Origin of the sequence: Pedobacter sp. KBW01 (assembly GCF_003852395.1) — a bacterium.
GTDB lineage: Bacteria > Bacteroidota > Bacteroidia > Sphingobacteriales > Sphingobacteriaceae > Pedobacter.
In genome coordinates, this window is sequence record NZ_QAJQ01000034.1 from 90,613 (window position 1) to 102,255 (window position 11,643).

The 11,643-nt window shown below is 37.9% G+C and carries 12 protein-coding genes and 1 tRNA gene; 12 read left to right on the forward strand and 1 reads right to left on the reverse strand.

Annotation, left to right across the window (positions count from 1 at the left end; translation table 11 throughout):
* Window positions 1-19: 19 nt before the first annotated feature.
* The 12 genes from DBR40_RS24210 to DBR40_RS24265 all read left to right on the forward strand — a co-directional run bounded on the left by DBR40_RS24210 (window position 20) and on the right by DBR40_RS24265 (window position 11,150).
* Window positions 20-688 carry a hypothetical protein gene (locus tag DBR40_RS24210; RefSeq protein WP_124562305.1) on the forward strand — a complete coding sequence of 223 codons (669 nt, stop codon included), beginning with the start codon at window positions 20-22 and terminating at the stop codon, window positions 686-688.
* Window positions 689-703: 15 nt separating this feature from the next.
* Window positions 704-1,273, forward strand: coding sequence for a DUF4199 domain-containing protein (locus tag DBR40_RS24215; protein WP_124562306.1), 570 nt, complete (start codon window positions 704-706; stop codon window positions 1,271-1,273).
* A gap of 117 nt (window positions 1,274-1,390) precedes the next feature.
* Entirely contained in the window at window positions 1,391-2,341 is a 951-nt protein-coding gene (locus DBR40_RS24220; protein ID WP_124562307.1) for a glycosyltransferase family 2 protein, read from the forward strand.
* A gap of 73 nt (window positions 2,342-2,414) precedes the next feature.
* Window positions 2,415-3,383, forward strand: coding sequence for a glycosyltransferase (locus DBR40_RS24225; protein ID WP_124562308.1), 969 nt, complete (start codon window positions 2,415-2,417; stop codon window positions 3,381-3,383).
* The gene (locus DBR40_RS24230; RefSeq protein ID WP_124562309.1) at window positions 3,380-4,168 is read left to right on the forward strand and encodes a hypothetical protein; all 789 of its coding nucleotides are present in this window, start codon (window positions 3,380-3,382) and stop codon (window positions 4,166-4,168) included. Before DBR40_RS24225 ends, DBR40_RS24230 begins: the two co-directional genes overlap by 4 nt.
* A 52-nt stretch (window positions 4,169-4,220) precedes the next feature.
* Window positions 4,221-5,720, forward strand: a complete 1,500-nt coding sequence (locus DBR40_RS24235; RefSeq protein ID WP_124562310.1) for a GH3 auxin-responsive promoter family protein — start codon at window positions 4,221-4,223, stop codon at window positions 5,718-5,720.
* Between the two features lie 166 nt (window positions 5,721-5,886).
* On the forward strand, window positions 5,887-7,047 hold the full coding sequence (locus DBR40_RS24240; RefSeq protein ID WP_124562311.1) for a 1-deoxy-D-xylulose-5-phosphate reductoisomerase: 1,161 nt from the start codon (window positions 5,887-5,889) through the stop codon (window positions 7,045-7,047).
* 29 nt (window positions 7,048-7,076) lie between these two features.
* The gene (rseP, locus tag DBR40_RS24245; protein WP_124562312.1) at window positions 7,077-8,465 is read left to right on the forward strand and encodes an RIP metalloprotease RseP; all 1,389 of its coding nucleotides are present in this window, start codon (window positions 7,077-7,079) and stop codon (window positions 8,463-8,465) included.
* Window positions 8,466-8,543: 78 nt separating this feature from the next.
* On the forward strand, window positions 8,544-9,083 hold the full coding sequence (gene hscB, locus DBR40_RS24250) for a Fe-S protein assembly co-chaperone HscB (RefSeq protein ID WP_124562313.1): 540 nt from the start codon (window positions 8,544-8,546) through the stop codon (window positions 9,081-9,083).
* A gap of 242 nt (window positions 9,084-9,325) precedes the next feature.
* A complete protein-coding gene (locus tag DBR40_RS24255) occupies window positions 9,326-9,637 on the forward strand; it encodes a DUF3817 domain-containing protein (protein WP_124562314.1) in 312 nt (103 codons plus the stop codon).
* A gap of 79 nt (window positions 9,638-9,716) precedes the next feature.
* A tRNA-Leu gene (locus tag DBR40_RS24260) sits at window positions 9,717-9,796 on the forward strand.
* Between the two features lie 148 nt (window positions 9,797-9,944).
* Entirely contained in the window at window positions 9,945-11,150 is a 1,206-nt protein-coding gene (locus DBR40_RS24265) for a site-specific integrase (protein ID WP_124562315.1), read from the forward strand.
* Window positions 11,151-11,159: 9 nt separating this feature from the next.
* Here DBR40_RS24265 and DBR40_RS24270 read toward each other — a convergent pair whose 3' ends face one another.
* Entirely contained in the window at window positions 11,160-11,612 is a 453-nt protein-coding gene (locus DBR40_RS24270) for a hypothetical protein (protein WP_124562316.1), read from the reverse strand.
* Window positions 11,613-11,643 lie beyond the last annotated feature (31 nt).

The following is an 11,643-nucleotide window of genomic DNA, read 5'->3' on the forward strand; positions in this document are numbered from 1 at the left end:
TGACATAAAAGAACTAAGTATGGACAATAGAGTGAAAAAGGCGCTAAGCGCTTCAATTAATAAATACGCTGAAGTTTCGGCAACCAATGTAGCGGGTTTTGAAATAGAATTATTGGCAGCTTTCGGGCTGGATGTAAATTTCCTGGATAAGGTAACTGCTTTTGATGCTGTTTTTGATTCACATCCGAAATTTGAAGAATTACGCGAAGTATTTTTCGATTTATTGATGGTGAATTTCTTTAGCAACGATGTTCAAAAACTCGAAGATGATTATTTGGAGAGCGATGAGTGGGCTAATATCGAAGAAGAAACCATTGAGCGTGGGACAGAGTTGCTAAATCTCTTACTGTATATCAAAGAATGTAAAGACGAAGACTTAGATCCAGAATTAGGCGATTTCCTGAAAGAATTTTTATTGGTTGAAGATGATGAGTTTCAGGATGAGTTTGAAATTTATGAAGAACTGATTAGCAATCAGCAGTTGGCAGAAAGCAGTGTGGAAGATATTTGCAAAGCAGCAGGTAAGTTAAACATCAGCGAAGAGATGCAGGAACTGTTTGTGCCGTTTATGGTTTTCTTCCTTGATGTAGAAGGCAGTAAAGAAACTGAAAAAGAATTAATTCAGTTTAGCAGTAACAAAGCTTTCGATGCAGCATCTTATACATTGATCACAACAATCAATAACTAACTAAAATTTAAAAAAATGGACAAGAGTGCTCTTATTTCCAAATTAGCTTTAAAAAATGGATTAATGCTGGCTGCGGTTTCGGTAATTTTATCGTTAACCCTGCATTTTATTGATCCCGTATTAATTTACACCAGTTTTGCAGCTCAGATAGGCATATTTGTTTTATTCATTGCTTTATTGGTCGTAGTAGGTATTAACATCCGTAAAGAAATTGGTGGTTTTTGGACATTTGGAGAAGCTTTTAAAGCTTTTTTAATTGTTTCACTAATTCTGGCATTAACCGCAACACTATATAATGCGGTGCTGATGAAAATTATCGATCCAGATCTTCCTGCCAAAGCTGCTGCTGCAATTGAAACTGCACAGAGAGCTATGATGGAGAAATTTGGAATGGCCAGCGAACAAATTGATGAAGCTATGGCTAAAGCAGGTAATATGCAGGAAAAACTTGAGCCAACTTTTAAAAATATCTTTACCAGTTTTGGTGTTTCGTTAGCCTTGTATGGTGTATTGTCATTAATTTTATCGGCTATATTAAAGAAAAAAGAGCCGGTTATCTTTAATTCGTTTCCTAACGAGGGCTAATTTCTTTTATAAAATTTTGAACGTGCAGGTTTTATCATTTAATTTGATGAAATTTGCACGTTTTAATTTAAACAAACCTTGCTGATTTTTAAAACCTGCAAGGTTTACGCTTAAAAAATGGATATATCAGTTGTAGTACCCTTATTTAATGAAGACGAATCGCTGCCCGAATTAACGGCATGGATTGATAAAGTGATGATCGAAAATAATTTCAGCTATGAAATTGTACTCGTTGATGATGGTAGTACCGATAAATCCTGGTCGGTAATTGAAGATTTAAGATTGCAAAACCAGGCCATAAAAGGTATTAAATTTAGGCGTAACTATGGCAAATCGGCAGCTTTAAATGTAGGCTTCGAAGCTACTCAGGGCGATGTGGTAATTACCATGGATGCCGATTTACAGGATAGCCCCGACGAAATTCCGGAGTTGTACCGCCGCATTAAAGAAGAGAAACTCGATCTCATTTCTGGCTGGAAAAAGAAACGTTACGATCCGATTACGAAAACCATCCCAACAAAACTATTCAATGCTGCTACCCGTAAAATGAGCGGCATCGAGCTAAACGATTTTAACTGTGGTTTAAAAGCTTATCGCAACGATGTAATTAAAACCATCGAAGTATACGGCGAAATGCACCGTTACATTCCGGTTATTGCGAAATGGGCAGGTTTTAATAAAATTTCGGAGCAGGTTGTAGAGCACCGTGCACGTAAATATGGCACTACGAAATTCGGTTTCAGCAGGTTTATAAACGGCTTTTTAGATTTACTGTCCATATTTTTTGTGGGTAAATTTGGCAAACGCCCCATGCACTTTTTTGGTTCGCTGGGCGTATTGAGCTTTTTTATCGGTATTGTCATGGCCCTGTATATCCTGTTTGAAAAGAAATATTTAATCTGGCAGGGATTGGCTTACCGCGATGTAACCGACCAACCTTTGTTTTATTTATCGTTGGTTGCCATTGTTGTAGGTTCTCAAATGTTTTTGGCAGGCTTCATTGCCGAACTTTTATCGCGTAACGCACCAGAAAGAAACCAGTATTTGATAGAAAAGGAATTAAGGTAGAAAGCGTGAAGGCGGAAGGTTTGTCCGCCTAACACCCTCAACCTTTAAACCTTTCACCTTCAACCTTCACAAAATGTTTTTCTCCATCATCATCCCACTTTACAATCGTCCGCAAGAGATAGACGAACTGTTGAATACCCTTACCCAACAAACTTATTTACAGTTTGAGGTTTTGGTAATCGAAGATGGTTCGAAAAACGACGCAAAGGCCATTGTCGATTCTTATGCAGATAAGCTCGATATCAAATATTATTTCAAAGAAAATGCCGGACAGGGCTTTGCACGCAATTTTGGTTTCGAAAGGGCTAAAGGCGATTACTTTGTTATTTTTGATTCCGATATCTTGGTTCCGGCTAATTACCTCGAGATTGTTAAAAACTACCTATACGAGCACCATTTAGATGCTTATGGTGGTCCGGATGCAGCCCATGATAGCTTTACTCCAGTGCAGAAAGCCATTAGTTACGCCATGACCTCGCCTTTTACTACTGGTGGTATTCGCGGTAACAAAAAGCACGTGGGGCAGTTTCACCCACGCAGTTTTAATATGGGTGTTTCGCGCCAGGCCTGGGAAAAGGTTGGTGGATTTATTTTAACCCGTTTGGGCGAAGATATTGAATACAGCATCCGTATTCACGAAAATGGCTTTAAAATTGGGTTGATTCCTGATGCCAAAGTTTACCATAAACGCCGCACCAGTTTTAGCCAGTTTTATAAACAACTGCATTTTTTCGGCAGGGCCCGGATAAATATCTATAAACATTTTCCTAATGAATTAAAACTGGTACACTTTTTTCCGGCGTTATTTACATTGGGTTTTGGTTTCACTATTTTGTGTAACTTTATATATCCTCCATTAGCATATGTTTGTAACTTCTTGTTATTGATTTACTTTATGTTGATATTTTTTCATTCATGGTCTGTAAATAAATCGTTAAAAGTTGCATTTTTGAGCATTATATCTTCCTTTATCCAATTAACTGCTTATGGTTTAGGATTTATACAGGATTTATTTAAACGTGTGGTACTTAAACAACAATGATAAACTATTTAAAAGAAAGCACATTTGCCGTTAATGATGTAATCCAAAAAGCCTGGAGCATAACCAAGAAACATTATTTCTCGATTGCAACGCTGTGCTTTTTGATGTTCATTACTGCCAGTGCATCGAGCTTAATGGCCTTTTTTATAAAGGATGTAAGTAAGGCGCTGAGCATCATCATGGTTATCATTTTTGTGCTGCTGTACTTTACCATCAACCTTTCGCTGTTCAAATATATTTTCCATTTAATGGATGATGAAGAAAGCGATGTTAAAATTGTAGATACATTACCAACTCGTCAGCAGATTATTCGATTTTTGGTGGCTACCCTTTATTTTGTAGGCTGTATTTTTGGCGTTTACCTGGTGGTTATCCTGGTTGCCTTTCCTTTTATTTATACCGGTATTAATGTAACTATTGTTAAAAATGTGGCTATTTCTGTAGGTATTATTGCCATTTTTATCACCTGGTTGAGGATTTCTTTCTTCCCGTTTTTCATTATCGATAAAGGAGCAACTCCGTTCGATTCTATTAAACTGAGTCTGGCAACTACCAAAGGGAATTTTACTAAAATTTTATTGTTACTCGTGGTTTTGGGCGGTGGCTATTTAATTTATCTGTTGTTAAACTATCTGCAATGGCCTTTAGTGGCGTTTATTGTAAATATATTAAGTTCGTTTATTATTGTTCCGCTATCGAGTGTGGCCTTAACGGTTGCCTACCGCAAAATTTCTAGCGAATATAAAGGCGATGAACACCCGGATATTTTGCATAATATCGTTTAGGTAAATATTCGCCCTTCAATCATTTAATCATTCCGTAATTCAATCATTAAAAATGGGATTAAAAGCAGCATTAAGTAAACCCTTTGCAGCGTTTGCAGTTTGGCAAATTAACAAATGGAAGTATAATGCCGTAAATACCCAAAATAACATCCTTAAAAAGCTTGTTGAAGAGGCTAAATATACCGCATTTGGTAAGGACCATCACTTTGCGGAGATCAAAAGCTACGCAGATTTTAAAAGGCATGTTCCTGTTCAGGATTATGAAGGACTAAAGCCTTATGTTGACCGTGTTGTGGCCGGCGAAACTGATGTGCTTTGGAAAGGTAAACCACTTTATTTTGCTAAAACATCGGGTACCACTTCGGGGGTAAAGTACATTCCACTTTCAAAAGAGTCGATGCCAGAGCACATTAAAGCTGCCCGTAATGCCATTTTAACTTATATTAACGAAACAGGAAAGACTGACTTTGTAAACGGTAAAATGATCTTTTTACAGGGGAGTCCGGTGTTGAGCGTGAAACATGGTATAAATGTGGGGCGTTTATCGGGTATTGTGGCGCATCATGTGCCGGCTTATTTGCAAAAAAACAGGTTGCCATCCTACCAAACCAATATTATTGAAGATTGGGAACAAAAGGTTGATGCTATTGTGGAGGAAACCATCAACCAAGACATGACCTTGATTTCGGGTATTCCGCCGTGGGTACAGATGTATTTCGATAAACTTTCGGAGAAAACGGGTGGCAAAAAAATTGCAGAGATTTTCAAAAACTTTAGCCTTTTTATTTATGGTGGCGTAAATTTCGAACCTTACAGGGCTAAAATTGAGCAGAGTATCGGCAAAAAAATAGATGCCATTGAAACTTATCCGGCTTCAGAAGGATTTATTGCCTACCAGGATTCGCAAAAAGATAAAGGCTTGTTATTATTGGCTGATGCAGGGATTTTTTACGAGTTTATCCCGGCTGATGAATACCATAACGATCAGCCTACACGCTTATCGCTTGCAGAAGTTGAACTGGATACCAATTATGCACTGATTTTAAATACCAACGCGGGTTTATGGGGCTATAGCATTGGTGATACCATTAAGTTTGTGTCTAAAAATCCTTATAAAATTGTAGTTACTGGTCGTATTAAACATTTTATTTCGGCTTTTGGCGAGCATGTAATTGGAGAAGAAGTAGAGTACGCCTTGTTAAGTGTTGCCAACGAAGAAAAGGTAGAAATAACCGAATTTACGGTTGCACCACAGGTTAACCCAAAAGCTGGAGAACTGCCTTACCATGAGTGGTTTGTAGAGTTTTCGACAGCACCAAAAGATATGGCTGCTTTTAGTAAAAAGGTAGATGAGGCTTTGCAAAAGAAAAATATTTATTACTTTGACCTGATTGAAGGCAATATTTTGCAACCTTTAATTATCCGATCTTTGCAGAAAGATGCTTTTGTAAGTTATATGAAAAGCGAAGGGAAACTGGGTGGGCAGAATAAAGTACCAAGGTTGAGTAACGACAGGAGACTGGCGGAGGGGTTGGAGAAGTATATAGTTTAATAGATAGATCCGTCATTTCAAGCGTAGTCGAGAGATCTATACAGATCTCTCCATTTGCTGCGCTTCAGTAGAGATGACGATCGTTCTTCTGAATGCCGTTTGGAAGAACAGCTATAAAAAATTGATAAAAGCTTAATTAAATTTAGGCGCTACGAGATTAAAAGATTTGAAAAGAATAACCATACTAGGTTCTACAGGAAGCATAGGTACACAAGCATTAGAAGTTGTAAGAGATCATCCTGCAGCTTTTAAAGTTACTGTGTTATCGGCACTAAAGAATGCTACATTACTTATTCAGCAAGCGCTTGAATTTAAGCCTGCTGTTGTGGTAATTTGCGATGAAAGCAAGTACAACGAAGTTAAAAATGCCTTATCTGCTACACATATAAAAGTTTTGGCAGGTGAAGCAGCTCTGGCCGAAGTTGCTGCTTACGGCGATAGCGATATTGTACTTACTGCGTTAATGGGATCGGTCGGCTTGAAACCTACCATTGCTGCTATAAAAGCTGGGAAAAACATTGCACTTGCCAATAAAGAAACTTTAGTGGTAGCGGGCGAATTAATTACCCAACTGGCTACTGAGCATCAGATTAAAATTTTACCTGTAGATTCTGAGCACTCTGCCATATTTCAATGTCTGGTAGGTGAGGAGCATAATGAAATCGAAAAAATTTACCTTACCGCATCTGGAGGTCCGTTTTTAGGCAAAATAAGAGATTTCTTATCGACAGTAAAAAAAGAACAGGCACTTAAACACCCCAACTGGGTTATGGGGGCTAAAATTACGATCGATTCTGCTTCGCTAATGAACAAGGGCCTTGAAGTAATCGAAGCCAAATGGTTATTTAACCTCGAGGCTGATCAGGTTGATGTAATTGTACACCCGCAATCTATTATCCACTCACTGGTGCAATTTACCGATGGATCGATGAAAGCCCAAATGGGACTGCCCGATATGAAATTGCCCATTCAGTACGCTATAAATTATCCCGACAGGCTAAAAAACAATTTTAAACGTTTTAATTTTCTGGATTATCCAAACTTTAGCTTTCAGCAGCCAGATATAGAAACCTTCAGGAATTTAGGTTTGGCCTATCAATCGTTAAGAAAGGGCGGTAACATGCCATGTATTTTAAATGCAGCTAACGAAATTGTGGTAGCGGCATTTTTGGAAGATAAAATTGGTTTTCTGGAGATGAGTGATGTAATTGAGCAGTGCATGGAGGAGATTGGTTTCATTGAAAAACCGCAATTGAGTGATTATTTAGAAACTGATAAACATAGCCGTATCTTAGCCGGAGAATTAGTAACAAAAAGTATAGTTTAACATCTAACCTAAAAATTTTAAAAGAAAATATGAATGGATTGATTATGGCGGGGCAGTTGTTGCTCGGATTGTCTTTATTGGTTATTTTACACGAATTAGGACATTTTCTGGCAGCCAGGGCATTTGGTATTAAGGTAGAGAAATTTTATTTGTTTTTTGATGCCTGGGGTTTTAAGCTTTTCAGCTTCAAAAAAGGAGATGTTGAATATGGAGTGGGATGGTTGCCATTGGGCGGTTATGTGAAAATTGCCGGCATGATTGATGAAAGCATGGATACCGAGCAAATGGCCCAACCGGCACAACCCTGGGAATTTCGTTCTAAACCAGCCTGGCAACGTTTAATTGTAATGCTGGGTGGTATTATTGTAAATGTAATTGTTGGGGTAATCATTTTCTGGATGCTTACCTTTAAATACGGACAAAGCTATACTGTTAATGGTAAGCTGAATGATGGTATTTCGGTTGGTACGCTAGGCAAAGAAATTGGCCTTAAAAATGGCGACCGCATTTTGGCCATCAACGGAAATAAGTTAATCCGTTTTGAAGATGCCATTTCGAGCAAAGTGTTGTTTGATGGTGCGCAGTTAACCGTGTTAAGGGGAAATCAAACTTTATATGTATCTGTTCCAGATACGATTTTGAACAAACTTTCTAAAAACGATAAAGAGAATTTTATTACCCCACGTTACCGCATGGGCAGTGTGGCTACGGTTTTGGCACCCGATGAAAAAGCAGATCAGCCTTCTTTTTTTGATAAGCTTTTCAAAAGGAAATTCGAAAAACCGGTATATCCGGCCTATGCAGCAGGAATAAAACCTGGTGATAGCATCTTATCAGTGAACGGCAAAGCGGTTACTTTCTTCGATCAGTTTAAAGAAGAAGTTTCCGGCAATAAAAACAAACAGATTTCAATTCAGGCTTTGCGTAATGGAAAAGCAATTGAATTTAATTTGAAAGTAGCTAAAGACGGAACAATTGGGGTTGGACCTAATTTTAAAATGCCTGAAACCGCGCATGTCGATTTTGGTTTTATTGAATCGTTGCCTGTAGGTGCCAATATGGCCTGGAGTACTTTTGTAGATAATGCAAAAGGTATTGGCAAAATGATTACCGGTAAGCTAAGCGCGCGTAACATCAGCAGCCCTATTGGTATTGCCAAAGTTTATGGCAGTACGTTTGACTGGGTTAAATTCTGGACTTTAACCGGATTGATTTCAATGGCACTGGCTTTTATGAATTTATTGCCTATTCCGGGCTTAGATGGAGGCCATGTAGTGTTCTTATTGATTGAAATGGTACAACGTAAGCCTGTGAGCGAAAAAGTGCTTGAACGGGCCCAGATTGTAGGCTTTGTAATCCTGATTTGTTTAATGGTGTTTGCTTTTGGTAATGATATTCTAAAATCATTCGGTAAGTAAAACCAAATTTATAATATTGCCACAGATGTGCAGCTCCTTACGGAAGCATATCTGTGGCTTTTTAATTGAATACCCAGCATGAGCGAACAACAGCAACAGCCCGATTATTTTGAATTTTATGGGCTACCTATACAGTTTAATCCCGATCAGCAAGAAGTGAAAGCAAAATTTTATGCTTTCAGCAAGCAGTATCACCCCGATTTTTATGCCAATGAGAGCGAAGAAAAGCAGGAGGAAGTTTTAGCCCTATCTACACTCAATAATAAAGCTTACCAAACTTTAAGCAATGCAAAAAAACGTTTGAAATATGTTTTGGAGCTGAAGGGGGTAGTAGAAACGGATGAGGGCTATCAGTTGCCTCAATCTTTTTTAATGGAAATGATGGATATCAACGAGGCCTTAATGGATTTGCAGTTTGAACCAGATGCCGAAAAGCTGGCTGAGGTGAACAGTAATATTACCTCTGTTGAAAAAGAACTTAAAACGGAGCTGCAGGATCTGATGAACCACTTCGACAGCAATCCAGCTACCGCATCGGAAGTTTTATTTGCTTCCATAAAGGATAATTTTTACCGCCAGAAATATATTGACAGGATTAGGGAACGACTGGTGATGTAGGATGGAAAATGGATGATGGAGTGAGGTTCAAAAGTCGGAGGTTGGAAGTTCGAAGATTTAGTAACCTCTGTGGCTAAAATTAGTTGATCGCTATTGGAAAGATTCTGAATCAAGTTCAGAATGACGGTCGCCTGTACCCTAAGCCCTCTGCCTTCCCCTTTAAAACACCAGATTGTAAAATCATTTTTTAGTTTTTGATAGGCAAATGCTTTGTTTTACTTTCGGAGCAAACAATCAGATATATGAACAGTTCACTTTCTATTTTTCGTAAGGTAGCCGTTGCCGAAGGGATTTCGTACCTGCTTTTATTGTTCGCGGCGATGCCATTAAAATATTTCGCAAATATGCCGTTATATGTAAAATATACCGGATGGGCACATGGTTTGTTATTTGTGCTTTATGCAGCTACACTTGTGCTGGCCTGGCAAGAACAAAAGTGGAAATTTGGTAAAGCAACCCTTATTTTTGTCGCTTCTCTATTGCCTTTTGCCCCCTTTATTGTGGATAAGAAGCTGAAAGATGAACGACCTGAAAATGCAAACCGCATACTGTAAGCCAGTTGCAGGTTATTTTAAAATATTTTTTGCATTTTAAGTTTCATTATCTACATTTGCAACCCCGTCCAAGACGAATGCCCAGCTGGCGGAATTGGTAGACGCGCTGGTCTCAAACACCTGTGGGAAACCGTGCCGGTTCGACTCCGGCGCTGGGTACGCCCCTCTTAACACACTAAGAGGGTAAAAATTAAAAACGGCCTTAGCAATGCGCTAAGGCCGTTTTTCACTCATTAAAATATTGGTATTTATTGGTTTTTGTTTCAACATTGTTTAAACATTAAAAAAACGCTTTTATACCAATATTATGGTCAGTTATTCTGTAAAACTTATTTGTAATAAACTGCGCATCCAGAAGGATGGTCAGGCATCGTTGTACCTTCGTGTTACTATCAACAGAGAAACATACTATGTACCGTTAAATCTAAAATGGCCGGCTGACCTGGTTAATAATAAAGAGGGAATGTTATATCCCAGGACCAAAAGAGATCCGGATTACAGCGACTACCAATTAATAATAGATACAGAGCTTAGTAAGGTAAATGAGATTTTTAAAATCTATAGGATTCAAGATCGAAACCTTACAATGGAGTTATTCAAAGATGATCTTCAGAATATTGACCGAAGGCGTGACTTTATACCTTACATGGAACATAAAATTAGTGAACGGTATAAATACAAGGAAATATCCTTTAAAACGAAAACGGCACATACTGGTACGCTAAGGCGATTGAAAAAATTAAAATCAGTTATTCCTTTGTATTCAACAGATAGACAATTATTGCAACGGTTTAAAGCAAAATTGATAAAGGATTATGATAACGATGCCGGCACAATCTGGGGCAGAATAAAAGATGTAAAAACATATCTTCACTTAGCCATTGAAGATGGTCTTACAGTTAACCCTGATTTTGAAAATTTTGTGAATACACCCCCTTTACCATCGATAACGTATTTAGAAGAAAATGAAATTAATAAACTGCTATCCCTTTACAATTCAAATCGGCTTGACGATGTTAGACAAAATGTACTCAGGGCATTTCTATTTTCGTGTTTTTCATCCCTAAGGATCTCGGATATCCAGTTGGCCGAATGGGGCTGGGTTACTTTGAATAATGAATTACAATTTATTCCATACAAAAACCGAAGGTTTAAAAGGGAGGTAATAATTCCCTTGTCAACAATTGCAAAGAAATTTATTGCCCGAAAAGTGGGTAAATTCTTTGTTTTACCCACTGATCAGGAAATGAACAGGTGTTTAAAAGACATTGCCAACGATGACAGTGTGAAAATAAATAAAAATCTTACTTTTCACGTTGCCAGGCATACGTTTGGTACCCACTATTACCGCCAGACTAAAGATGTAGTGACACTACAGAAAATAATGGGCCATTCAAAAATAACCACTACAATGATCTACGTCCATGTAAATGAGAATGACAAAAAAACAGGAATGGATTTAATGAATGATTCGTTCTTAAAAAACACAGGTTTTTTAAGATTAGTCCGATAATGTTGTGCGCTATTTCTTGATAGCCATTCCAGTAGCTTCATATCCCCAATCAGTTACACCTTTATCACGTGTAATTGATATAAATTTTATTTGAAGGTTAATAATTCCATTCGCACCTGATGCTATAGCTTTCTTGTAAAGTTCCTCTAAGACAATTTCCCTTTTTGCCTGGATGTATTCATTTGTAGTTCCAGGAGATTGTTGTACCGAAGTTCCATAAATATCATCAGTAAAGGATTTCCCAGGTTTATCAGACACTTTATACCCAGCCATGTTTACTGCTGATACGGATGCTATTGGATCGTAGGCAAAACTGACACTGTTTGATTCCGTAAGAAAAAAACCTTTGTTGTGGTAAATACTATAATCAAGTGTGTTTGAAGTTAACGTGGCTGGCCTTCTTAATAGGGAACAGCTGGATAGGCACATTGTAAAAGCGATAGCGTAATAGATATTTTTCATGTCTTTGTAGTTTTTTTAAAAGTATAAAAAA

Excerpts from the sequence above, each read along its gene's own strand:
- DBR40_RS24225 (WP_124562308.1), top strand. The coding sequence starts at position 2,415 with ATGTTTTTCTCCATCATCATCCCACTTTACAATCGTCCGCAAGAGATA.
- DBR40_RS24215 (WP_124562306.1), top strand. The coding sequence starts at position 704 with ATGGACAAGAGTGCTCTTATTTCCAAATTAGCTTTAAAAAATGGATTA.
- rseP (WP_124562312.1), top strand. The coding sequence starts at position 7,077 with ATGAATGGATTGATTATGGCGGGGCAGTTGTTGCTCGGATTGTCTTTA.
- DBR40_RS24235 (WP_124562310.1), top strand. The coding sequence starts at position 4,221 with ATGGGATTAAAAGCAGCATTAAGTAAACCCTTTGCAGCGTTTGCAGTT.
- DBR40_RS24265 (WP_124562315.1), top strand. The coding sequence starts at position 9,945 with ATGGTCAGTTATTCTGTAAAACTTATTTGTAATAAACTGCGCATCCAG.
- DBR40_RS24230 (WP_124562309.1), top strand. The coding sequence starts at position 3,380 with ATGATAAACTATTTAAAAGAAAGCACATTTGCCGTTAATGATGTAATC.
- DBR40_RS24270 (WP_124562316.1), bottom strand. The coding sequence starts at position 11,612 with ATGAAAAATATCTATTACGCTATCGCTTTTACAATGTGCCTATCCAGC.
- DBR40_RS24255 (WP_124562314.1), top strand. The coding sequence starts at position 9,326 with ATGAACAGTTCACTTTCTATTTTTCGTAAGGTAGCCGTTGCCGAAGGG.
- hscB (WP_124562313.1), top strand. The coding sequence starts at position 8,544 with ATGAGCGAACAACAGCAACAGCCCGATTATTTTGAATTTTATGGGCTA.
- DBR40_RS24220 (WP_124562307.1), top strand. The coding sequence starts at position 1,391 with ATGGATATATCAGTTGTAGTACCCTTATTTAATGAAGACGAATCGCTG.
- DBR40_RS24210 (WP_124562305.1), top strand. The coding sequence starts at position 20 with ATGGACAATAGAGTGAAAAAGGCGCTAAGCGCTTCAATTAATAAATAC.